The organism is Actinocatenispora comari (genome assembly GCF_017312725.1).
In the GTDB taxonomy this organism is placed as follows: Bacteria; Actinomycetota; Actinomycetes; order Mycobacteriales; family Micromonosporaceae; genus Actinocatenispora; species Actinocatenispora comari.
This window is the reverse complement of the sequence record NZ_BOPO01000108.1, coordinates 16,348-40,347: the sequence shown is the minus strand read 5'-3', so window position 1 is coordinate 40,347 and position 24,000 is coordinate 16,348. Positions and strand designations below refer to the sequence as shown.

Genomic DNA, 24,000 nt, shown 5'->3' with positions numbered 1-24,000 from the left:
GGTTCCGGCCGTACCGGGCGCGCCACGACAGCACGCCCCGGGTCACCGGGTGCCGATCCCGGTGAGCATGCCGGAGATGAAGCGCTTCTGGAGCACGACGTAGAGGACGACGATGGGCAGCGCGACGATCACGCCGGCCGCCGACAGCAGCGAGTAGTCGGTGAGGTGGGCGCCCTTGAAGAAGGCGAGCCCGAGCGGCGCGGTGCGGTGGTTCTCGCTGGTGACCAGTACCAGCGGCAGCAGGAACTCGTTCCAGGTCCACATCGCGACCAGCACGCACATCGTCGCGATGGAGGCGATCGAGGGCGGCACGATGACCTGCCAGAGCATCCGGACGTCACGGGCACCGTCGAGCTTGGCGGCCTCGATGATCTCGCCGGGAAACGACCGGAACTGGTTGCGCATCCAGAAGACCGCGAACCCCAGCGACTGCGCGGTCTGCGGCAGGATGAGTGCCTCGTAGGTGTCGGTGAGGCCGACGTCGCGCAGGTTGAAGTAGAGCGGGATGACGAACGCCTCTTCCGGCAGCATCAACCCGGCCAGCAGGACGAAGAACAGCACGTTGGCGCCGACGAAGTCCAGCCGCGCGAAGGCGAACCCGGCGAGTACGGCGAGGATCGCGGTCAGCAGCACGACGGCCAGCGTGACCACCGCGCTGGCGAGCAGGTAGCTGGCGAAGTGCCCTTCGGTCCAGGCGGTGGCGAAGTTGCCCAGGTCGATCCGGGTGGGCAGGGCGAACCCGCCGTGGTTGCGCGACGACGGGGTCACCGCCGAGAACAGCACGCCGATCAGCGGGATCACGGCGAACAGCGCGAAGGCGGTCAGCACCACGTAGTCGAGCGTCTTCTCGCGCGCCGACAGTCTCATCCGACCTCCTTCGGGTTGAGCCGGTGGATCAGGGCGGTGACGATCATGATCACCACGGTGAGCGCGATCGCCACGGCGGCCGCCGAGCCGACCTGCCCGGTACCGAAGGCCCGGTGGTACGCCTCGAATCCCGGCACCGTGGTCGAGTTGCCCGGCCCGCCGGAGGTGGTGACGTAGACCAGGTCGAAGGTCTTGAGCGCCGAGGTGACGGTGAGGGTCAGCGCCACGGCGACCTGGCCGCGCAGCGACGGCAGCGTGATCGCGAAGAACTCCCGTACCGGGCCGGCGCCGTCGATGCGGGCCGCCTCGTACAGCACGGGTGGGATGTTGCCGACGCCGGACAGGAAGAGCACCAGGCACAGCCCGACGTTGAGCCAGGTGCCGACGAACCCGACCGCGACCAGCGCCAGCGAGTAGTCGGCGAGCCACACCCGGGCGAGCGAGCCGAGGCCGATCAGCCGCAGCCCCTCGTTGAGCAGCCCGTCCGGGGAGTAGATCGACACCCAGATCGTCGCGACGACCACCGAGGCGATCACCTGCGGCACGAACAGCACGGTGCGGTAGACGCTCATCGCGCGCAGCCGGTGGGCCCGGGAGATCAGCGCGGTCAGCAGCAGGGCGATCGCGATCGGCAGTGCCGCGTAGAAGACCATCAGCACCAGCGCGTGACCGAACGCGGCGCGCAGCGTCGGATCGGTGACCACCGCGGCGTAGTTGGCGACGCCGGCCCAGGTCGCCGCCGACAGCCCGTCCCAGTCGTAGAAGGAGTACTGGATCGTCTGCAGGAACGGGTAGCCCAGGAACACCGCGAACACGGCGAACGCCGGCAGGATGTAGAGGTACGCGACGCGGCTGCGCCGGCGGCCCCGCGTCCGGCGGCCGGCACGCCGCCCGGCACCGGTGGGAGCCGGTGCGGGGCGGCGGGTCCGGGACACGGTCATCGGTTGCTCGTGCCGAAGGCGGCGTAGTCGGCCTGCAGTTTCTGGCAGAACGCCGCCGGGGTGAGCCGGCCGGCGACGAGGTCCTGCGCCGCGGCGGTGAGCGTGTCGTAGAAGGTCGGCGTGGTGTAGTCCAGGTACGGCGTGATGCCGTTGGCCCTGGAGATGGTCCGGTACTCGCGGGTGATGTCGGCGGCCACGCCGGCGGGCGGGGTGTCGCTGTCGGGTACCACGACCGGCAGGTTGCCGTTCTTGATCAGCGTCGCGGTCGACGAGCGCCCGGCGATGAAGTCGATGTAGGCGGCGGCCGCGTTGGCGTGCCGGGTCTTCGAGGTGATCGACCAGGACAGCCCCTCGCCGCCCATGGTGACCTGGTTGGCGGCCCCGGGCGGGGTCAGCGCGGTGAAGCCGACGTTCTTGTCGTGCAGGGTCGCCTCGTACCAGGTGCCGGTGACTAGGAAGCCGGACTTGCCCTGGCCGAACGAGGCGACCGCGTCGTCGATGCTGATGCCGTTCGCGCCGGGCGTGAGGTAGCCGGCGCGCTGCCAGCGCTGGATGGTCTTCGCCGCGTCGACCTCGCTGGCGTCCGTCCAGGCGCCACCGGACGACTTGACCAGGTCGTTGACCTTGGCACGGCCGGCGAGCGCGGAGAGCACGAAGCCGTACAGGTGGATGCCCGGGTACTTGTCGACGTCGCCGTAGCCGAGCGGGACCTTGCCGGTCGCCTTGACCTTCTTCAGGTCCGCGGTGAGTTCGGCGACCGTCTTCGGTGGCGTGCGGATGCCGGCCTCGGCCAGTACCGACTTGTTGTAGTAGAGGCCGACCAGCTCACCGGTCTGCGAGACGCCGTACAGGTCGCCGCCCTGCCAGGTCTTCCCGTCGCGGGAGAAGGAGTTGAGCTTCAGCAGGCTGGACGGGTAGTAGTCGCGCCAGCCGTACAGGTCGGCGTAGTCGTTCATCGGGCGCAGCAGGCCGGCTTTGACGAACGCGCCCATGTCCGGGTACCCCTGGTTGGCCTGCACGACGTCGGGCGGGTTGTCGCCGGACAGCGCGAGCTTCAGGGTGGTCTTGAGATCGGTGAACGAGCGGGAGACCCGCTTGATGGTGACGTTCGGATGCTTGCGGTGGAACGCGGCGTTGAGCTGTTGCTGCGCCTCGTCGATGCCCTTGTCGGTGTTCTGGTCCCAGACCGTCAGGGTGATCTTGCCGGACCCGACGTTCCTGGAGACCGGGCCGAGGCTTGCGGTGTTGCTCGCGCGGGGTGCCGGGCCGGGTGCGCAGGCGGCCACCGCCGCCAGTACCGCCGCACCCACCAGCAGCGGGATCGTCCGGATCCTCGTCCTCTGCGGCCTTGTCATCTGCGGTCCTCTCGTGCTGCGAAGAAGGCGTCGTGTTCGAGGTGCGCGTGCAGGAAGCCCCAGTCGCCGTCGGGGCGGTGCCGGGTCAGGAACTCCGCGAGGTCGCTCGGGCGGGGTGCGCTGAGCGCGCCGCCGTGCCCGGTGACCGAGAGGGCGGCGTGCAGCGTGGCGTAGCGCAGCCGCTGGGACAGCGTCCACGGGTGGCGGGCGGCGGCCATGAGGGTCGCGACGAACACGTCCCCGGCACCGGTCGGGTCGACCACCTCGACCGGGATCGCCGGCGTACGGGTGAGGGTGCCGGTGGCGGAGTCGACGGCCACGGCGCCGTCGCGGCCGCAGGTGACCACGACCAGCGGTACCCGCTCCGCGAGCAGCTTCGCGGCGGTCGCCGGGTCGTCGGTGCGGGTGTAGCGCATCGCCTCGACGTCGTTGGGCACGAACACGTCGACCTCGGCGAGCCGGTCGAGCACCCCGGTCGGCCAGCGCCCGCTGTCGTCCCAGCCGACTCCCCCGACGATGCTGGTACCGCTGCGGCGCAACCGCCCGACCCAGGCGGGGAACGGGTCTTCCAGGGCGAGGTGGGCGGCCGCGAACCGGCCCGCCCCCTCGGGCAGGTCGATCGGCCCGAGCGGTTCCTCGTAGGTGACGAAGCTGCGGTCGACGGGCCCGGTCAGCGCCACGCTCACCGGCGTCTGCCGCCCGGGTACGGAGGTCAGCAGCGTGCTGTCCAGCCGCGGTTCGGCGGCGAGGACGGCGCGGACGTGGGCGCCGAGCGGGTCGTCACCGATGCGGCCGACGATGGTGGTGGCCGCGCCCGATCGGGCCGCGGCGACCGCCCGGTTCGCCACGCCGCCGGGGGTGATGGCGAAGCCGTCGGCGTGGACCTCGGCGCCCGGCTTCGGCGCTTCGACCCCGGTGAACACCAGGTCGCAGAACACGTGCCCGGCGAACAGCAGGCCGCCGGGGTCGGGGGGTGGTTCGGGCACGGGCCCTCCTCGTCGTCGCGGGTCCGCGGGAGGCGCTCGACGGATCGCGTGAACCGGCAAGTCACGCAAACCCGAGCACCTGCCGTGCGCGTCACAGTAGCTTGACGATCGAATTTTGTTAAGTCCGCGCAGGATTGCTGACCAGGTTTGCTCGATGTCGCGCATCCTGGGCTACAGTGAGGCGCATGATCCTCCGGGAACGGCAGAACCACATCCTCAGCGCACTGCAGACCGACGGCGCGGCGTCGGTGCGCCAGCTCGCCGAGCAGCTGTCGGTCAGCGAGTCGACGATCCGCCGCGACCTCGAGATCCTCGACCGCAACGGCGAGCTGACCCGTACCTACGGCGGGGCGGTGCTCAAGCCGCGCGCCACCATGCAGGACAACGGGCCCGGCGAGATCGAGGAGCCGTTCGACGAGACGGTCGACGCCGAGCTCAAGGTGCGGCTCGCCGACGCGGCGGCCACGATGGTGCCCGACCACAGCGTCGTGCTGCTCGACATCGGTACCACCACCCCGATGCTCGCCCGGCGGCTGCACGGCCGCGACATCACCGTCATCACCTCCAACCTCGCCGTGTTCGACGAGCTGCGCGACGACGAGGCGGTGCGGGTGGTGCTGCTCGGCGGCGTGGTGCGGCGCAACTACCGCACCCTGGTCGGCTCGATCGCCGAGCTGGCGCTGCGCCAGGTCAGCGCCGACATCCTGTTCCTGTCCTGCACCGGGGTGCGGGCCAACGGCGCGGTGGTCGACAACATGGCCGTCGAGGCGCCGATCAAGCAGTCGATGATCGCCGCCTCGGACAAGGTCGTGCTGCTCGCCTCCGAGGCCAAGTTCCCCGGCTCGGGGGCGCTGCGGCTGTGCTCGGTCGAGGACGTCGACGTGCTCGTGACCACCACCGAGGCACCGGAACAGACGCTGGCGCTGTGTCGCCGGGCCGGCGGAGAGGTGGTCGTGGCGTGAAGCTGAGCATCCTCGGCGGCGGCGGTTTCCGCACCCCCTACGTCTACCAGGCGCTGCTGCGCGACCAGGGTTCCCCACGCATCGACGAGGTCACCCTCCACGACCTCGACGAGCAGCGGCTGCACACGATGGTCGCGATCCTCACCGAGCTCGCCGCCGGGTACCCGGACCCGCCGCTGGTGAAGCCGACCACGAGCCTGCCCGCGGCGGTCGAGGGCAGCGACTTCGTGTTCGCCGCCCTGCGCGTCGGTGGTCTCGAGGGGCGCCGGTGCGACGAGCACGTGGCGCTGGACCTGAACGTGCTCGGGCAGGAGACCACCGGCCCCGGCGGTCTCGCGTACGCGATCCGGACCGTGCCGGTGATGGTCGAGGCCGCGCGGGTGATCCGCGAGCTCGCCCCGGATGCGTACGTGCTGAACTTCACCAATCCCGCGGGCATCATCACCGAGGCCATGCAGGCGGTGCTGGGCGATCGGGTACTGGGCATCTGCGACACGCCGTCCGGGCTCGGCCGGCGCGTCGCCGAGCTGCTCGGGCTCGACCAGTCCCGGGTGCGGCTCGACTATCTCGGGCTCAACCATCTCGGCTGGATGCGCGGCATCCACCACGACGGGCGCGACGTGCTGCCCGGCCTGCTGGCCGACGACGCGGCGCTCGGCGCGCTGGAGGAGGGCGAGATCTTCGGGCTCGACTGGATCCGCGCCCTCGGCTCCATCCCGAACGAGTACCTGTACTACTACTACTTCAACCGGGACGCGGTGCGCCGGATCGTCGAGTCCGGCCAGACTCGCGGCGACTTCCTGGCGCGCACCCAGGACGAGTTCTACCGCGCCGCGCACCGCCAGGGCGCCGGCGTGGCCGACCGGTGGCGCGACACCGTCGCCCGGCGCAGCGCCTCCTACATGGCCGAGGCCCGGGGCGACGCGGCCGGCACCGGGCACGTCGGGCGCCCGGAGGCCGACCCCGCCGATCAGGGGTACGCCGGGGTCGCGCTGGGCGTGATGACCGCGATCAGCCGCAACGAGCGGCAGACCATGATCCTCAACGTCCGCAACAACGGCACGATCGCCGGTCTGCCGGACGACGCGGTGGTCGAGGTACCGACCATGGTCGACGCCAACGGTGTGCATCCGCTCGCCATCGGCCGGCCCGACCTGCACCAGCTCGGGCTGATGGCACAGGTCAAGAACGTCGAGCGGGCCACCATCGCGGCCGCCCTGAGCGGCTCGCGATCGGCTGCGGTGACGGCGTTCGCGCTGCATCCGCTCGTCGACAGCGTCACGGTGGCGCGGTCCCTGGTCGCCGGTTACGTGGCGCGGATCCCACAGGTTGCCGCGGTACTCACCGGTCGGTGACCGACCATCAACGGCCGAACACCTTCGGCTCGGTGCCCGGCCCGTTCGGTGACCGGCCGGGTCGCGGCTCCGCACCTCGCCGCCACGACCCGGCCGCCCGCCGGCATCAGCCGTCGTTCACCGCACCAGCGGGTGCCAGCCGTCCCGGTAGGCGACGCCACCCGGACGCAGCCGTACCTCGTCGTGCCAGGCGCCCGGGATCGGTTCGGTACGAAGGGTTTCCGGGCGTTCGGTGACCACGCAGACCCGTTCGCCGGGCCACCACCAACCGCAGGAGCGGGCCAGGTCGGCCCAGTCGACGAGCTGCGCCAGCGGGCCGGGCTGGTAGCGGGCCAGACCGACCCGTCGCAGCATGTCGTAGTAACCGATCCACGGCACGTCGTGCTGCCCGTACCAGCACACCGGCAGCGGCCGGCCGGGGCTCAACGCGGCGCGTACCGGTTCCCGGAATCCCTTGGCGACACTGCGCTGCAGCGCACCGTGCACGCTGCGGTGCAGCACCACGTTCAGCGGCGTGCCGGCGGCCAGCGCCTCGCGTGGCGGCAGCATCGGCCAGGGGTCCTTGGACTTGGGTGGACGCGCCGGTGCCAGCTCCGGATCGCCCCGGTCCACGCTCGCGCTGAGCGCGGCGCGCAACCCGGACGCGGCCATGGCCAGATCGCTGGCCAGCGGCGGTGAGACCGACGCGGGCCGGCGGATCACCTGGTAGAGGTCGTCGATCGTGGGCAGCCCGTCGAGGTACGGCAGCGCCGCGTGCGGCGAGTCGACCCAGTGAAAGCGTGGAACCGGCCGGCCGATCCGGGCGTAGATCCGGCGCAATGCACGTTCGGCGGTGGGCCGGTCGGCGGGATCGGTGCGCAGCGCGTGGCCGAGCCACTCCTGCCGGATGTCGACTGCTTCCTGCCAGAGCCGAAGGCTGTTGCCGGCGCCCGATCGCGGGCTGTCGCCGGTTCCCGGCCGAAGGCCGGCAGCGCTGGTGCGGGAGGCAGGGGAACGAAGCGCGGCGTCCAACCGCGCGGGGGCGCTCATCGCGCCTGGGCGTCGCCGCCCTTCCTGGTGAAGATCATGCGTCGATCATGCACCCCACCCGCAACCCCGCGCAACCGCCCCACGCTCGAGCGCCCATCCCCGCCGACGATGCGGGGAGCCGGAACGAAGGGTGTCGGTTGGGGGTGGTTGTCGCTATGCTGCGCGCGGTTGCGGCGGTGGGAGGGGTGATGTCGGTGTTGCGACGGGTCGTGGCGGTCGGCGCGCTGGTCGGATTGCTGGCCGGCGGCGGGATCGCCGGCGTGGCGCAGGCGGCGCCGGGCGGCGGAGCGGCCCCGGCAGCCGGGGCGCCGGGCGGTGCGGCGGCGCCGGGGTACGTCGAGGACGGTACGGACGATCCGGTGGTGGCGGCGCCGCCGGTGTCGCGGCCGGACAGCCGGCACTGCACCGTGACGCTGGCGAAGGACTTCGACTCCAACGCCGCGGACGGCAGTCAGCAGTTCTACTCCGGCACGCTGGCGCCGCCGGCGGGCTGCCGGGGGCCGTGGGCGAAGGTCGTCCTGGATCAGACGGTGACGGTCAGCGGCCGGCAGTACGACCGCAGCGGTGACCTGACGATCGGCGGCGCCGAGGTGTGGTTCGGCACCACCGAGGAGCCGTCCGGCGCGGTGCCCACCACCTACCACGTGGCCACCGACGTGACCAGGTTCGCGGCGCTGCTGCGGCAGCCGCAGCCGTTCCGGGGCGGGATCGGGAACTACGTCAGCGACGTGTACACCGGCAACTACCGGCAGACGGTGACGCTGACCTACTACGTCGCCGACCGGCGCCACCCGGCCGCGACCACGCCGGACGCGGTGTACGGATTCGGCTCCCAGCAGGCGAAGCCGGTCGGTGAGACGGTCCACTTCGGACTGTCCAGGCTGCCGCGCAACATCACCCGGGCCGCCGTCGAGGTGACGTTGAAGGGCAACGGCTGCGACGAGCAGTGGTTCTCCGCGGTTCCCGACGACGTGGCGGCGAGGTACCCGGACGCCGGGATGTGCGGGCACGGACCCTACCGGGAGGCGGCCGTCGCGCTGGACGACACGGCGGCGGGCGCGGTCACCACGTTCCCGCACATCTACTCGGGCGGGATCGTACCGACGCTGTGGCGGCCGGTACCGGCGATCGGCACGTTCGCGCTGTATCCGGAGACGCTGGACGTGACGCCGTTCGTCGGCCGGCTGGTCGACGGCGCCCGTCACGACCTGGCGGTCACGGTGCCCGGTGCGAACGACAACTGGGACGTGGTGGCGACCGTACTGCTCTACACCGATCACCACGCGGCCCGCACGTCGGGTGCGCTGACCACGCACCAGGTGGCGGCGAGCGCGCATCCCACGACCACCGAGAACCCGTTGTCCGACAACGGAACCCGGGTCGACGTGCGGGCGTCCCGGCACGACGTGACGGCCGGCTACGTGGACACCTCCGCCGGCCGGGTGCGCACCACCGTGCGATCGACGCTGTCGTACCGCAGCGTCGACGACGTGACCGCGGCCGGGATGGCGCAGTCGATCCGGCAGACGGTGACCGGCCGGCAGACCTCCACGTCCACAGTGGACGGTCGTCGGGTGGCGGCGAGCCAGCACGACTTCTCCTACCCGCTGGGCGTCGACTACAGCGCGGCCGCCTACACCGACGACCAGAACTTCTCGCTGACCGGTACGGTCGAGATGGCGCGGGTGGTGCGCACCGCGGTCGCTGGTCGGCACGGCTGGCGGACCACCGCACGCGGGCGGGAGTGGTTGCGCTCCACCGGCATCCTGACCCGCACCGACGGCGTGACCACCGCCTCGGACGGTTCGTCGCGCAGCACCTACGACGGGCTGGACGACGCGGGCCGCCCGTACCACCATCGCATCGTCACCGACCACGGCCGGATCCGGTCCGACGTGACCCAACCCTGATGTACGACCTGATCCAGTTCCTGCGCGCCCGGTTCGACGAGGACGAGCAGCTCGCCCGCCGCGCCCTGACCGGGCCGTGGGAGACCGTGGCGATGGGCGGGATCGTCGGGGTGTACGCCGTCGACGCGCACGAGATGGTGTCGCTGGCGGACTCGACCGACGATCTGGCCGCGGCGCCCAACGCCGACCACATCGTTCGGCACGCGCCGGACCGGGTGCTGGCCGAGCTGGCGATCAAGCGGCAGCTGCTCGACACGGCACCGGGTGTGGTGGCGCCGCTGCTGGCCCGGGCGTACCACCACCACCCGGACTTCCCGGCCCACTGGCTGCCGCAGGAGTGAGCCGGGCCGGGCGACCCGGTTCGTCGGGGCGGACCGGGTAGCCGCTCGGAATTCGTCGGCAGGACCGAAACGGGCGGCCGGGTACCGGGGCAGACTGGCGCGATGCAGACACTGTTGCGCAACGGGCGGGTGATCGATCCCGGTACCGGCACCGACCGGGTCGCCGACGTGCTGGTCCGCGATGGCACCGTCGCCGCGGTCGGTACCGGGCTGGCCGTGCCGGCGGGCGCGACGGTGCTGGACGTGACCGGGCGCATCGTCGGGCCGGGGTTCGTCGACCTGCACAGCCACGTGCACTCGATCGCCGGCCAGCGGCTGCAGGCGCTGGACGGGGTGACCACCGCGCTGGACCTGGAGGCCGGGCTGCTGCCGGTGGCGCGGGCGTACGCGGACGCCGCGGCGGCGGGTCGCCCGCTCCACTACGGGTTCTCCGCGTCCTGGGGTGCGGCCCGCGCGCAGGCGCACCTGGGCGTCGAGCCGGACGCGCGGTTGGCGACGCAGCTGGCGCTGCTGGGCGATCCGGGCTGGCAGCGCACCTCGTCGGCCCCGGAACGTCGTCGCTGGCTGGGGTTGCTGGAACGGGAGCTGGCCGACGGCGCGCTCGGCATCGGCGTGCTGCTCGGGTACGCGCCGCGCACCGACCCGGCCGAGTTCCTCGCCGTGGCACGGCTGGCCGCGGCGGCCGGGGCCCCGACGTACACGCACGTCCGGGAGCTGGTCGAGGCGGACCCCACCACACCGGTCGACGGGTCCGAGGAGATCGCGATCGCGGCGGCGGAGACCGGTGCGGCGATGCACCACTGCCACGTCAACAGCACCTCGCGCCGGCACATCGACCGGGTGCTGGCGATGCTGGATGCGGCCCGGTCGGCGGGCTCGCGCGTCACCGTCGAGGCCTACCCGTACGGGGCGGGCAGCACCAGCGTCGGCGCGTACTTCCTGGCGCCGGAGCGGTTGTCCGCCTGGGGCATCACCGCCTCGAACCTGGTACTGGTCGAGACCGGGGAGCGGATCGCGGACGAGGCGCGGCTGCGGGAGGTACGGGAACGCGATCCGGGCGCGGAGTGCATCGTGGAGTTCCTGGACGAGCGCGACGAGGCCGACCGGGCGCTGCTGCGGCGCTCGCTGGCGTACCCGGACGCGATCGTGGCGAGCGACGCGATGCCGGTGCTGTGGGGCGACGGGGTCATGGAGTCACGGCAGTGGCCGCTGCCGGCCGGCGGCTCGACGCATCCGCGTACCGCGGGCACGTTCGCCCGGTCGCTGCGCACGATGGTGCGCGAGTCCGGCACCTGGAGCTGGGCGGAGGCGTTCCGACGCTGCGCGTACCTGCCGGCGCGGGTGCTGGACGAGACGGCGCCGGCGGCACGGGCCAAGGGGCACCTCGGCGTCGGCGCGGACGCGGACGTGGTGGTGCTCGATCCCGAGCGGATCACCGACACCGCCACGTATCTGGACTCCGTACGTCCCTCGGTGGGCGTGGTGCACCTGCTGGTCGGCGGGGAGCCGGTGGTGCGGGACGGCGGGCTGCTGCCCGACGCCTACCCGGGCCGGCCGCTGCGCGCCGAACCCCGCTGAACCGAGCACCCCTGAACCGAGCACCGCCGAGCCGAGAACCCTGAGCCGAGCACCGCTGAGCAGAGCGCTGTCGAGCCGACACGCTGCCGCCGACGCTGCCGTATCGGCGGTGCCCGCGCCTCGTCGCGGGGCACCAAACGGCACGGCGACTCCTGTCTTGCGGGACGAACTCAGCCGCGCTGGGCGCGCCTAGGGTCGGTGGATCCTGCGACGAAGGAGCGGACATGTCCCAGCTGTCAGAGGTCGGCGGGTGGGTCGAGGAGCGGCTGCCGAAGCTGCTCGCCGACAACAGGGTTCCCGCGGCGGCCGTGGCGATCATGGTGGGCGACGAGGTCGTCGACACCGCGTCGGGCGTACTGAGCAAGGCCACCGGGGTCGAGGCGACGGCCGACTCGGTGTTCCAGGTCGGGTCGATCACGAAGCTGTGGACCGCGACGATGATCATGCAGCTGGTCGACGAGGGCCGGTTGGAGCTGGACGCGACGGTACGCAGCCACCTGCCGGAGTTCCGGATCGCCGACGAGGACGCGGCCGCGGCGATCACCGTACGGCAGCTGCTGTGCCACGTCGCCGGGTTCGAGGGTGACATCTTCACCGACACCGGCCGCGGCGACGACTGCGTCGAGAAGTTCGTCGCGACCCTGGCGGACGACCCGCAGCTGTTCGCGCCGGGCGCGATGTTCTCGTACAACAACGCCGGGTTCTGCGTGCTGGGCCGGCTGGTGGAGGTGCTGCGCGGCAAGCCGTACGAGCAGTGCCTGCGCGAGCAGCTGATCACGCCGCTGGGGTTGACGCACACCGCGCACGGCCCGCACGAGGCGATCATGTACCGGGCCGCGGTCGGGCACATCGCACCCTCCCCCGACGCGGATCCGGTACCGGCGCCGGTGTGGGCGCTGGCGCCGTCGAACGCGCCGGCCGGGTCGATGCTGACGATGCGGGCCCGCGACCTGCTCGGCTTCGCCCGGATGCACCTGGCCGACGGCACCGCCCCGGACGGTACGAGGGTGCTGAGCGAGGCGAGCGCCCGGGCGATGCGGGAGCGCCAGGTGGAGCTGCCCGACCTGGGGCTGATGGGCGACGCCTGGGGGCTGGGCTTCGAGCTGTTCGACTTCCCCGGCGGCCCGGTGGTCGGCCACGACGGCGGGACCATCGGGCAGAACGCGTTCCTGCGGATCGTCCCGGGCGCGAACGTCGCGGTGGCGCTGCTGACCAACGGCGGCAACCCGATGCCGCTGTACACCGAGATCGTCGGCACCGTGCTGCGCGAGCTGGCCGGCGTGACGCTGCCGGCGATGCCGGTACCGGCGGAGGCGCCACCGGCGGTGGACGCGAGCCGTTTCGTCGGCACGTACTCCTCGTCGGTGGCCGAGCAGGTGGTCAGCCAGGACGGCGAGGGCCGAATCTGGTTGGAGCGCACCCCGAAGGGCATCTTCGTCGAGCTGGGCGAGCCGGTGACCACGGTGGAGCTGGTGGGGTGGCGCGGGGACACGTTGCTGCCGCGCGAGCCGGAGCACGGCATGCACCTGCCGCACGCGTTCGTCGGCAACGGCTCCGGGCCGGCCCGGTACCTGCACACCGGCCGGGCCGATCCGCGGGTGTCGTCGTGATCTCCGCCGAGATCCGGTCGGTGTTCACCGCCGCCGGCGCCACCGGGTTCGTGCACGCCCGCGAGATCGGGGTACCGGACGGGCCGAGCGTCGCGGTGGCCGCCGACGAGCCGGTGGTGCTCGCCTCGGTGTTCAAGATCCCCGTGGCGGTGGCGTACGCGCGGGAGGTGGCCGCGGGCCGGCTCGATCCGCGCGAGCGCGCGACGGTGACGGCGCCCTACCGGATCGGTGGCATCGGTACCGCCGGGTGCGCCGACGACGTGCAGATGAGCTGGCGCGACCTGGCCCGCAACATGCTGACGATGAGCGACAACGCCGCCACCGACGTGGTGTTCCACCGGGTCGGGCAGGCGGCGGTCGACGCGGTACTGGCCGACCTCGGCCTCACGCACACCCGGATCCGCGGTTGCTGTGGCGACCTGTTCGCCTCGGTGGCGCACGACCTGGGAATCGAGCCGGGCGCCGACCCCGACGCGGCACTGGAGGCGGCGTCGGCCGAGCAGGTGTGGCGGCTCGCGGTGCTGGACCCGACCCGTACCACGGCGTCGACGCCGGCCGAGATCACCGCGCTGCTGGACGCGATCTGGACCGACCGGGCCGCGTCGCCCGAGGCGTGCGCGCAGGTCCGGGCGATCATGGCCGAGCAGATCTGGCCGCACCGGCTCAGCAGCGGCTTCCCCGACGGAGTCACGGTGGCGGCGAAGACCGGCACGCTGCCGGCGGTCCGCAACGAGGCCGGCGTGGTCACCTACCCGGACGGGCGGGCGTACGCGGTCGCCGTGTTCACCCGGGCGGCGAGCCTGGCACACCGGCAGCCGGCGATCGACGCCGCGATCGGTACCGCCGGGCATCTCGCGGTCGAGCAGCTGCGCCAGGAACAACCCGTACCCGTTCCGGATCTGGCTGGAGGTGGCCGATGAGGCCCGCACGTACCGTCGTGTGTCTGCTCGGGGTGGGTGCGCTCGCGCTCACCGGCTGCTCGACCGGCGGTGCCGCCGGATCGGGCGGCACGCTGGCCGACGGCAAGACGTTCACCATGTCGGTGGCCACCGACCCGGGCAACCTGGACCCGACGCTGACCACGCTGTCGGTGACCCGCGGGGTGGACCGCTTCCTGTACAGCCGGCTGGTCGAGGTGCAGAACGACGGGTCGGTGCAGGCGGGGTTGGCGGCGAAGTGGACGGCCGACACCCGTACCGCGACGTTCACCCTGCGCCGCGGGCTGACCTGCGACGACGGGTCGCCGCTGACCGCCAAGGACGTGGCCGACAACATCAGCTACCTGGGCGATGCGAAGAACAAGTCGCCGCTGACCGGGCTGTGGGTGATGCCGGGCACCAAGGCCACCGCGAACGAGGCGAGCCACACGGTGACGGTCACCAGCGGCAGCCCGGACCCGTTCCTGCTGCTGAACATCGGCTCGGTGTCGATCGTGTGCGGCAAGGGCCTGCACGACCCGAAGCTGCTCGCCAAGGGCGGCGCCGGTACCGGCATGTTCAAGATCTCCGAGGTGGTACCCAACGACCACTACACGCTGACCCGGCGCAAGGCGTTCACCTGGGGTCCGGGCGACTGGAACCCGAAGCAGAAGGGGCTGCCGGACAAGGTCGTCGTGAAGGTGATCCCCAACGAGACGACCGCGGCGAACCTGATGCTGTCCGGGGAGCTGAACGCGGTGTCGGTCAACGGCCCGGACCAGCAGCGGCTGTCGGCGCAGAAGCTGTTCCACGCCGACGTACGGGCGCCGCTCGGGCAGCTGTTCTTCAACCAGGCGGCCGGCCGCGCGACCAAGGACGAGGCGGTACGCAAGGCGCTGGTGCAGGCGCTGGACCTGCCGCGGGTGGGCAAGGTGCTCACCGACGGGCACGGCAAGACCGCGACCGGCCTGGTGACCGTGACACCCGACCCGTGCCGGGCGGACACCGTGCAGGGCAACGTACCGGGGTTCGACGCGGCGGCGGCGAAGGCGGGGCTGACGGCCGCCGGCTGGACGGTGGGGCCGGGCGGTACCCGGGTCAAGGACGGCAAGAAGCTGTCGCTGACCGTGCTCTACCAGACCGGGATCGGGTCGACGGCGGCGGCCGCGGCGGAGCTGGTGCAGCAGACCTGGCACAAGCTCGGCGTGGACGTCAAGCTCAAGGCGATCGACAGTACCGGGCTGAACGAGGTGCTGTTCAGCTCCGGCAACTGGGACGTGTCGATGTCGCCGATCACCATCGGGCTGCCGAGCACCATCGTCCCGTTCGTCTCCGGTGCGGTACCGCCGAAGGGCACGAACTTCTCGCACATCGACAACGCCGACTACACCAAGCACGTGCAGCAGGCCATGACGATGGCCGGGAACAAGGGCTGCGGCGACTGGGCGGCGGCCGAGAAGTCGCTCTACCAGCACGTCGACGTGGTGTCCTATGTGGACTCGATGGTGCCGACGTTCGGCAAGAACGCGAAGTTCGTCTCCAACGACGGCATCGACCCGGCCTCGATCCGCATGTACCAGTGAGGACCAGAGAATGACCACCGAGCTGCGACCGGCGCTGCCGGCCACCGCGGTACGGGCGTGGCGCAGCCCCTGGCTGCTGTTCGCGCTGCGCCGCCTCGGCCGGTTCGCGATCTCGCTGTGGGTACTGGTGACCGCGTCGTTCCTGATGATCCACCTGGTGCCGGGCGATCCGGTACGGGCGGCGTTGGGGATGAACGCGCCGGCCTCGGTGGTCCGGGCGCGGCGGGAGCTGCTGGGCCTGGACGACCCGCTGCCGGTGCAGTACTGGCACTACCTGCAGGGCCTGGTGCACGGCGACCTGGGTGTGTCGGTGTCCAGCAACGAGTCGGTGGCCAGCGTGATCGGCCAGCGGCTGCCGGCCACCGCGCAGCTCGCGGTCCTGGCGTTCCTGCTGGTACTGCTGATCGCGGTGCCGCTGGGCGTGACGATGGCGGTGGCGACCCGGGGCGGTCGGCGCCGCGGCGGCGAGCTCGGGTTCGCGGTGAGCGCGGTGGTGCTCGCCGCGATCCCGGAGTTCCTGCTCGCGGTGGCGCTGGTGTACCTGTTCGCGGTGAACCTGCACTGGTTCCCGGTCGCCGGCCAACAGGGGCCGCTGTCGTTCGTGCTGCCGGTGGTGGCGCTCGCGGTCGGCCCGGCCGCGGTGCTGGCGCGCATCGTGCGGGTGGAGATGCTCGCGGTGCTCGGCCAGGACTTCGTCCGCACCGCACGGGCGAAACGGCTGCGGCCGCGCCGGATCTACCTGCGACACGCGCTGCCGAACGCGGTGACCGCGACGCTGACGCTCGCCGGGCTGATGCTCACCTCGATGGTGGCCGGCACCATCCTGGTCGAGAACGTGTTCGCCTGGCCAGGCCTGGGCGCGAAGATCGTCTCGTCGATCCTGGCCAAGGACTACCCGATGGTGCAGGGCATCGTGCTCGTCTACGGGGTCGGCGTGCTGCTGGTCAACCTGGTCGTGGACGTACTGCTCGGAGTGCTCGATCCGCGTTCGACGATCCGGGAGGCCTGATGCGCCGGCTGCGCGCGCTCCTGCGCACCCCGCTCGGGGTGTGCGCGGTGGTCCTGCTGCTGCTCGTACTGGCGCTGGCGGTGGCGGCGCCGCTCGTCTGGGGCGCCCAGGCGACCGCGGTGGACACCGACGCCATCCAGCAGGGCCCGTCCGGCGCGCACCTGCTGGGTACCGACGCGCTGGGCCGCGACCTGTTCGCCCGGACGCTGGTGGCGACCCGGCTGTCGATCGGGCTGGCGCTGCTCGCGATGCTGATCGGCGTCACCGTCGGCACCCTGCTGGGTACCGCCCCGGCGGTGCTGCCGCGCCGCGCCGGCCGGGTGATCGTGGCCGTCGTCAACATCGCGGTCGCGTTCCCGGGGCTGCTGCTCGCGCTGTTCTTCGCGGTCGTCTTCGGCGTGGGTACCACCGGCGCGGTGCTGGCGATCGGGTTCGCCACCGCACCGGGTTTCGCCCGGGTCGCGCAGACCCTGTCGGCGTCGGTCGCCGGCCGCGACTACGTGGCGGCGGCCCGGATCGCCGGCGTCGGCCGGCTGCGGGTACTGGTGCGGCACGTGCTGCCCAACATCGCCGAGCCGCTGGTGGTCAACGCGACGATCGGCGCCGGTGCGGCACTGCTGTCGTTCGCCGGCCTGTCGTTCCTGGGCATCGGGGTGCAGGCGCCGTCGTACGACTGGGGTCGGTTGCTGGGCGACGGGCTGAACCGGATCTACACCAACCCGGCGGCGGCGCTCGGCCCGGGTGTCGCGGTGGTGGTGGCGGGGTTGGCGTTCAACCTGTGCGGCGAGACGATCGCCGCGGCGCTGGGGCACCGTACGCCGCTGCGCCGGCTGCTGTCGCGCACGTCCGCACCGGCCGCGCCGGTGCCGGCCGGGGCCGACGACACCGATCCGGTGCTGCGGGTCGAGGGCCTGTCGGTACGGTTCCCGACCGCGGTGGGTTGGGCCGAGCCGGTGCGCGGCGTGACGTTCACGCTGGGCGCGGGCGAGGCGGTCGGCGTGGTCGGCGAGTCGGGCTCGGGCAAGAGCCTCACCGCGCTCGCGGCCGCCCGGCTGATCGAACGGCCCGGTGTGGTGGCCGCCGACCGGCTGGAGTTCGCCGGCCGCCCGTTGCTGTCCGCCCCGGAGCGGGAGCTGCGCACGCTGCTCGGCACCTCGCTGGCGATGGTGTTCCAGGACCCGACCACCTCGTTCAACCCGACCCGGCGGATCGGCCGGCAGCTGGCCGAGGTGGCGCAGGAGCACCAGGGCCTCGGCCGGCGCGGTGCGCTGGCCCGGGCGGTCGAGCGGCTGGCGCAGGTGCGGGTGCCGGCGCCGGCGAAGCGGGCCCACCAGTACCCGCACGAGTTCTCCGGCGGCATGCGGCAGCGGGCGATGATCGGGATGGGGCTGATGGGTACGCCCCGGCTGATCATCGCCGACGAGCCGACCACCGCACTGGACGTCACGGTGCAGCGCCAGGTGCTGCGGCTGCTCGACCAGGTACGCCGGGACACCGCCGCGGCGGTCCTGCTGATCAGCCACGACATCGCCGTGGTGACCCAGACCTGCGACCGGGTCCTGGTCATGTACGCCGGGCGCATCGTCGAGGACCTGCCCGCGGCGGAGCTCACCGAGCGGGCCCGGCACCCGTACACCCGGGCGCTGCTCGCGGTGGTACCCGACCTCGCGGCCGACCGCGACCGGCCGCTGGGGGTGATCGCCGGCCGGCCACCGGAGCCGACCGCGCTGCCGGCCGGGTGCGCGTTCGCGCAGCGCTGCCGGTACGCCACGGACGAGTGCCGGTCGGCGGATCCGCAGCTGACGCCGGTCGGCGACGACCACCGGCTCGCCTGCTGGCACCCGGTCACCGACTCCGGCGCCGACACCACCGACGCCCGCATCTCGGTGGAGGGATCACGATGAGCGCGCGCACGCGAGCGAACCCGTGCGACTCGGCGCCGCATCGGGGTTCCGGTGAAGGAGGACTCGCGATGAGCACGCTGGCGTTCGAGGACGTGCGGGTGCGGTACGGCACGCACCGGTCCGGGCTGACCGCCGTCGACGGGGTCGAGCTGACGGTGCCGTCCGGCAGCGTGGTCGGCCTGGTCGGCGAGTCCGGGTCGGGCAAGTCGACACTGGCACGCGCCGCGGTGGGGCTGGCGCCGGTGACCGGTGGGCGGGTGCTGCTCGACGGCACCGACGTACGCCGGCTGCCGCGCGGTCGCCGGCCGGTCCAGCTGGTGTTCCAGGACCCGTACTCGTCGCTGGACCCGCGGATGACGGTCGGCGAGTCGATCGCCGAGGCGCTGCCGCGCCGCGCGTTCGGTGGCCGGCAGGCGTTCCGGGACCGGAAGGCGCGGCACGGCGAGGTGGCGCGGCTGCTGGAACTGGTCGGGCTGGACGCCGGCCGCTCCGGGGCGCTGCCGGGTGAGCTGTCCGGCGGGCAGCGGCAACGTATCGCGCTGGCCCGGGCGCTCGCGGCGCGGCCGGAGGTGGTCATCGCCGACGAGATCACCTCGGCGCTGGACGTCTCCGTCCAGGGTTCGGTGCTCAACCTGGTGCGCGAGCTGCAGCGCGAGCTGGGGCTGACGATGCTGTTCATCTCGCACAACCTGGCCGTGGTGCGCTACGTCAGCGACTACGTCGCCGTGCTGTACCTGGGGCGCATCGTCGAGGTGGGCCCGGCGGAGCGGCTGCTCGCCGACCCGCAGCACCCGTACACCCGGGAGCTCGTCGAGGCGGCGCCCTCGGCGCACGGTTCGCTGCTGGCGGCGCCCGACTCGCCGGTCGCCGACGCCGAACCCGGCGACCCGCACCGACCGCCGGCCGGCTGCCGGTTCCATCCGCGCTGCCCGGTCGGCCCGCTGGTAGAGGAGGCCCGGTCGATCTGCACGACGGTCGATCCGGCGACCGTCGCCGCCTCGCGCGAGCACCGGGCCGCCTGCCACTTCGCCGCGGCTGTCGGCGACACCGACACTCCGGTACCGAATTCGGTTGTCCGGACAGGGTTTCCGAGCGCGCGAAGCGACACGCTGGAGTAGCACCGAGGTGGTGGGCCGTTCCCGGGTCGGAACCGCCCATGCCAGCTGACGAGGAGGACCAGATGGCCGGACGTCCGAGCATCGACGACCTGTACGCGACGGCGCTGCCCGAACAGCCCGCCGCGGCGCCGGACGGCAGCATCGCGTACGTGCTGCGAACCGTGCGGCGCGACGCCGACCGGGACCGGCGCACGCTGTGGCTGGTACGACCGGGGCAACCGGCCCGGCAGCTGACGTTCGGCGAGTCCGACGGCGCGCCGGTGTTCTCCCCCGACGGCAGCCGGCTGGCGTTCCTGCGCGCCGCCGACGGCCCGGCGCAGGTGTGGCTGCTGCCGGTTGCCGGCGGCGAGGCCGAGCAGCTCACCTCGCTGCCGCTCGGCGCCGGGACCCCGGTGTGGAGCCCGGACGGTACCCGCATCGCGTTCGGCGCGCCGATCGATCTGCACGCGGTACCCGGCGAGGACACGGAGGCGACGGCGGCGCGGCAGCGGGCGCCGATCGTGACCGACCGGTTGGACGGCAAGGCCGACGGGGCGGGGCTGCTGCGCACCCTGCGTACCCACGTGCACGTGGTCGACGTGGCGACCCGGGAGGTGCGGCGCGTCACCGGCGGCGACTGGCATGCCGGCGATCCGGCCTGGTCGCCGGACGGCACCCGGCTGGCGTTTCCCGCCGCGCGCGACGCCGACGCGGACCTGACCCTGCGCATCGGTGCGTACCTGGTGGATGCGGTGGCGCGCAACGCGAAGCCGGTGCTGGTCGGCGGCGCCGACTGGCAGCTCGGTACGGTCGGCTTCACGCCGGCCGGCGACGCGCTGCTCGCCGTCGGCCGCACCGACACCAGGGCGGGCAACGCGGGACTGCTGCGCATCCCGCTGGAGGGCGGCGAGCCGCTGAACCTGGCCGGGCCGCTGGATCGCAACGTGATGCCCGGCGGGCCGGGCTATCCGGGAGCGCTCCCGCAGCCGACGGCCGACCACACCGGCGTGCTGTTCTGCGTGCGGGACAACGGATCCACTCATCTCTACGAGGTTCCGCTGGCCGGCGGCGCGCCGCGGCTGCTGGTCGGCGGCGACCGCAACGTCGCCGGCGTCTCCGCGGTCGGTGACACGGTGGCGTTCGTGGTCGGCACCTCGACCTCGTACGGCGAGGTCGGCACCGTCGACCGTGCCACCGGAGAGATCACCGTGCACACCGAGCACTGCCCCGCCGACGCGGTCCGCTACCCGCGCGAGGAGCGCGAGTTCACCGCACCGGACGGCACCGTGCTGCACGGCTGGCTGGTACGCGACCGGGAACGCTCCGGCCCGCTGCCGCTGCTGCTGGACATCCACGGCGGCCCGCACAACGCGTGGAACGGCGCCGCCGACCCGGCCCACCTGTACCACCAGGTGCTCGCCGACCGCGGCTGGGCGGTGCTGCTGCTCAACCCGCGCGGCAGCGACGGCTACGGTGAGGCGTTCCTGACCGCCGCGATCGGCGCCTGGGGCGAGGCGGACGCCGCGGACTTCCTCTCCCCGATCGACGATCTGGTCGCCGAGGGGCTGGCCGACCCGGACCGGCTGGCGGTCACCGGCTACAGCTACGGCGGCTACATGACCTGCTACCTGACCAGCCGCGACCAGCGGTTCGCCGCGGCGGTCGCCGGCGGCGTGGTCGCCGACCTGACCAGCATGACCGGCACCTCCGACCTGGGGTACTACCTGGCCGCCGCGGAGCTGTCCGGGGTGCCGTGGCAGGACGCGGACCGCTACGCGCGGCTGTCCCCGCTGACCCGGGTGCAGGACGTGCGGACGCCGACGCTGCTGGTGCAGGGCGAGAACGACGACCGGTGCCCGGTCGGGCAGGCCGAGCAGTGGTTCGGCGCGCTGCGGGCCCGGGGCGTACCGACCCGGCTGGTCCGCTACCCGGACGAGTCGCACCTGTTCATCCTGGACGGCGCGCCGTCGCACCGGGCCGACTGGAACCGCCGCGTCGTCGACTGGGTCGAGCGGTACGCGGCCCCGCCGGCGCGGCGCGGCCGACCGGCGCTGGACGCCGCGCACTGGCAGCGCCGGCTGACCGAGCTGGCCGCCGCGCACAAGGTACCGGGCGCCACGCTGGGGATCCTGCGCCTGGGCGAGGATCCGGTGGTCGCGCACCACGGCGTCACCAGCGTCGCCACCGGCGTGGAGGTACGCGACGACACGCTGTTCCAGATCGGCTCGATCAGCAAGGTGTGGACCGCCACGGTGGTCATGCAGCTGGTCGACGAGGGCAAGCTGGAGCTCGACGCCCCGGTCGCCGAGGTGTTGCCGGAGCTGCGGCTCGGCGACCCCGAGGTGGCGAAGCAGGTGACGATGCGGCAGCTGCTGACCCACACCAGCGGCGTCGACGGGGACGTGTTCACCGACACCGGCCGCGGCGACGACTGCGTGGCCCGCTACGTCGAGGAGCTCGCCGCGGTCGGGCAGAACCATCCGCTCGGCGTCACGTTCTCCTACTGCAACGCCGGGTTTGTGCTCGCCGGCCGGGTGATCGAGAAGCTCACCGGGCAGACCTGGGACCAGGCACTGCGGGAACGCTTGTTCGCCCCGCTGGGCCTCGCCCACACCACGACCCTGCCGGAGGAGGCGCTGCTGTTCCGCGCCGCGGTGGGGCACGTGGCCGAGGGCGATGCCGATCCGCAGCCGGCGCCGGTGTGGGGGCTGCCGCGCTCGATGGGGCCGGCGGGGCTGATCACCGCCTCGGCCGCCGACGTGCTCGCGTTCGCCGCGATGCACCTGTCCGGCGGCCTGGCCGCCGACGGCACCCGGGTGCTGGGCGAGCGGTGCGCGGCGGCGATGACCGAGCACCAGACCGACGTACCCGACCCGTACCCGCTGGGCGACTCGTGGGGGCTCGGCTGGATCCGGTTCGGGTGGGACGGACACCGGCTGATCGGCCACGACGGCAACACGATCGGGCAGTCGGCGTTCCTGCGGCTGCTGCCCGAGCAGGGGGTCGCCGTCACCCTGCTGACCAACGGCGGCAACACCCGCGACCTGTACGAGGACCTGTACCGGGAGATCTTCGCCGAACTGGCCGGGGTGGCCATGCCGGCACCGTTCGCCCCGCCGGCGCGGCCCCCGTCGTACGACCCGGGCCGGCACGTGGGCGTCTACGAGCGGGCCAGCGCCCGGCTCGAGGTGTTCCGGGCCGACGGGGAGCTGCGGCTGCGGCACACCGTCACCGGCCCGCTGGCCGAACTCGCCGCCGACCAGACCGAGGAGTACCCGCTGGTGCCGGTCACCGAGGACCTGTTCGCGCTGCGCGCACCCGGTACCCAGACGTGGATGTCGGCGGTGTTCTACCGGTTGCCCAGCGGCGAGCCGTACCTGCACTTCGGTGCCCGCGCGACCCCGAAGGTGTCCGGATGATCGCCGACATCGAGCAGCTGGTGCGCTGCGAGTCCCCGTCCGACGATCTCGACGCGGTCGCCCGCAGCGCCGAACTGGTGGCGGCGCTGGGCACCCGGCTGCTGGGCGCCGAACCGGAGCGGATCGTGCTGGCCGGGCGCACCCATCTGCGCTGGCGGTTCGGTGCCCGAGCGCGGGTGCTGGTGCTCGGCCACCACGACACGGTGTGGCCGCAGGGATCGCTGGCCACGCACCCGTTCGAGGTGCGTGACGGGGTGCTGCGCGGGCCGGGCTGCTTCGACATGAAGGCCGGGGTGGTGATGGCGTTCCACGCGCTCGCCGCGCTGCCCGATCCCGACGGCGTGACGCTGCTGGTGACCGGGGACGAGGAGCTGGGCTCACCGTCGTCGCGGTCGCTGATCGAGGACGAGGCGCGCGGCTGCGCCGCCGCCCTGGTGCTGGAGGCGTCCGCCGACGGCGGCGCGCTGAAGACCGAGCGCAAGGGCGTCTCGCTGTACGAGGTGGCGATCGAGGGGCGCGCCGCGCACGCCGGGCTGGAACCCGAACGCGGGGTGAGCGCGACGATCGAGGCGGCGTACCAGGTGCTCGCGGTCGCCGAGCTGGGTGACGCGGCGGCCGGTACGACGGTGACGCCGACCCGGATCGAGGCCGGTACCACCACCAACACCGTCGCCGCGCACGGCCGGTTCGCCGTCGACGTGCGGGTCCGCAGCGCCGCCGAGCAGGAGCGGGTCGACAAGGCGATGCACGCGTTGACGCCGCGGCTGGCCGAGGCGCGGATCGTGGTGACCGGCGGGCCGAACCGGCCACCGCTGGCCGCCGACGCCTCCGCCGACCTGTACGCGCGGGCGGTCGCCGTCGCCGACCGGCTCGGTGTCGGCCCGCTGCGCCAGGCGGCGGTCGGCGGCGCCTCGGACGGCAACTTCACCGCCGGCGTCGGCACCCCGACGCTGGACGGGCTGGGCGCGGTCGGCGGCGGCGCGCATGCCGACCACGAGCACGTGCGCCTCGACGAGCTGCCCCGGCGTACGGCCCTGCTCCGGGAGCTGGTCGCCGACCTCCTGCGCGAGGAGCAGCGGTGAGCGGGCGACGGCGAACGAACCGGATGCCGAGCCGCATCGGGGTTCCGACGAAGGA

The 24,000-nt window shown here is 73.0% G+C and carries 18 protein-coding genes; 13 read left to right on the top strand and 5 right to left on the bottom strand.

Features of this window, described 5'->3' with window-relative positions:
• Window positions 1-42: 42 nt before the first annotated feature.
• From NUM_RS25750 to NUM_RS25735, 4 genes are read right to left on the bottom strand one after another with little or no spacing between them, the layout of a single operon-like run.
• Window positions 43-867, bottom strand: coding sequence for a carbohydrate ABC transporter permease (locus tag NUM_RS25750; RefSeq protein WP_207127508.1), 825 nt, complete (start codon window positions 865-867; stop codon window positions 43-45).
• Window positions 864-1,808, bottom strand: a complete 945-nt coding sequence (locus NUM_RS25745) for a carbohydrate ABC transporter permease (RefSeq protein WP_207127507.1) — start codon at window positions 1,806-1,808, stop codon at window positions 864-866. The genes NUM_RS25750 and NUM_RS25745 overlap by 4 nt, the downstream gene beginning before the upstream one ends.
• Window positions 1,805-3,163: an extracellular solute-binding protein gene (locus NUM_RS25740; protein ID WP_207127506.1), complete on the bottom strand. Its 1,359-nt coding sequence runs from the start codon at window positions 3,161-3,163 to the stop codon at window positions 1,805-1,807. Before NUM_RS25740 ends, NUM_RS25745 begins: the two co-directional genes overlap by 4 nt.
• Entirely contained in the window at window positions 3,160-4,149 is a 990-nt protein-coding gene (locus tag NUM_RS25735) for a carbohydrate kinase family protein (protein ID WP_207127505.1), read from the bottom strand. Before NUM_RS25735 ends, NUM_RS25740 begins: the two co-directional genes overlap by 4 nt.
• Before the next feature lie 185 nt (window positions 4,150-4,334).
• Here NUM_RS25735 and NUM_RS25730 point away from each other — a divergent pair, with 185 nt between their 5' ends.
• A complete protein-coding gene (locus tag NUM_RS25730; protein WP_207127504.1) occupies window positions 4,335-5,111 on the top strand; it encodes a DeoR/GlpR family DNA-binding transcription regulator in 777 nt (258 codons plus the stop codon).
• On the top strand, window positions 5,108-6,466 hold the full coding sequence (locus NUM_RS25725; protein ID WP_207127503.1) for a 6-phospho-beta-glucosidase: 1,359 nt from the start codon (window positions 5,108-5,110) through the stop codon (window positions 6,464-6,466). Before NUM_RS25730 ends, NUM_RS25725 begins: the two co-directional genes overlap by 4 nt.
• Window positions 6,467-6,583: 117 nt before the next feature.
• On the opposite strand, the gene NUM_RS25720 is transcribed toward NUM_RS25725, so the two are convergent.
• The gene (locus NUM_RS25720; protein ID WP_225918857.1) at window positions 6,584-7,495 is read right to left on the bottom strand and encodes a DUF6745 domain-containing protein; all 912 of its coding nucleotides are present in this window, start codon (window positions 7,493-7,495) and stop codon (window positions 6,584-6,586) included.
• A gap of 188 nt (window positions 7,496-7,683) precedes the next feature.
• Here NUM_RS25720 and NUM_RS25715 point away from each other — a divergent pair, with 188 nt between their 5' ends.
• From NUM_RS25715 to NUM_RS25665, 11 genes are all read left to right on the top strand, one after another.
• Entirely contained in the window at window positions 7,684-9,405 is a 1,722-nt protein-coding gene (locus NUM_RS25715) for a peptide-N4-asparagine amidase (RefSeq protein ID WP_207127502.1), read from the top strand.
• A complete protein-coding gene (locus NUM_RS25710; RefSeq protein ID WP_207127501.1) occupies window positions 9,405-9,746 on the top strand; it encodes a DUF6221 family protein in 342 nt (113 codons plus the stop codon). Before NUM_RS25715 ends, NUM_RS25710 begins: the two co-directional genes overlap by 1 nt.
• A gap of 102 nt (window positions 9,747-9,848) precedes the next feature.
• Window positions 9,849-11,324 carry an amidohydrolase family protein gene (locus NUM_RS25705; RefSeq protein WP_207127500.1) on the top strand — a complete coding sequence of 492 codons (1,476 nt, stop codon included), beginning with the start codon at window positions 9,849-9,851 and terminating at the stop codon, window positions 11,322-11,324.
• Window positions 11,325-11,548: 224 nt separating this feature from the next.
• The gene (locus NUM_RS25700; protein WP_207127499.1) at window positions 11,549-12,934 is read left to right on the top strand and encodes a serine hydrolase domain-containing protein; all 1,386 of its coding nucleotides are present in this window, start codon (window positions 11,549-11,551) and stop codon (window positions 12,932-12,934) included.
• Window positions 12,931-13,854 (top strand): serine hydrolase, encoded by a 924-nt coding sequence (locus NUM_RS25695; protein WP_207127498.1) that lies wholly within the window; start codon window positions 12,931-12,933, stop codon window positions 13,852-13,854. Before NUM_RS25700 ends, NUM_RS25695 begins: the two co-directional genes overlap by 4 nt.
• Window positions 13,851-15,434, top strand: a complete 1,584-nt coding sequence (locus tag NUM_RS25690) for an ABC transporter substrate-binding protein (protein ID WP_207127497.1) — start codon at window positions 13,851-13,853, stop codon at window positions 15,432-15,434. The genes NUM_RS25695 and NUM_RS25690 overlap by 4 nt, the downstream gene beginning before the upstream one ends.
• A 10-nt stretch (window positions 15,435-15,444) precedes the next feature.
• A complete protein-coding gene (locus tag NUM_RS25685; RefSeq protein WP_207127496.1) occupies window positions 15,445-16,443 on the top strand; it encodes an ABC transporter permease in 999 nt (332 codons plus the stop codon).
• Window positions 16,443-18,347: a dipeptide/oligopeptide/nickel ABC transporter permease/ATP-binding protein gene (locus NUM_RS25680; RefSeq protein WP_207127495.1), complete on the top strand. Its 1,905-nt coding sequence runs from the start codon at window positions 16,443-16,445 to the stop codon at window positions 18,345-18,347. The genes NUM_RS25685 and NUM_RS25680 overlap by 1 nt, the downstream gene beginning before the upstream one ends.
• 68 nt (window positions 18,348-18,415) lie before the next feature.
• Window positions 18,416-19,465 carry an ABC transporter ATP-binding protein gene (locus tag NUM_RS25675; protein ID WP_207127494.1) on the top strand — a complete coding sequence of 350 codons (1,050 nt, stop codon included), beginning with the start codon at window positions 18,416-18,418 and terminating at the stop codon, window positions 19,463-19,465.
• 62 nt (window positions 19,466-19,527) lie between these two features.
• Entirely contained in the window at window positions 19,528-22,863 is a 3,336-nt protein-coding gene (locus NUM_RS25670; RefSeq protein ID WP_207127493.1) for a serine hydrolase, read from the top strand.
• Window positions 22,860-23,945: a M20 family metallopeptidase gene (locus tag NUM_RS25665; protein ID WP_207127492.1), complete on the top strand. Its 1,086-nt coding sequence runs from the start codon at window positions 22,860-22,862 to the stop codon at window positions 23,943-23,945. The genes NUM_RS25670 and NUM_RS25665 overlap by 4 nt, the downstream gene beginning before the upstream one ends.
• The last annotated feature ends 55 nt before the right edge of the window (window positions 23,946-24,000 follow it).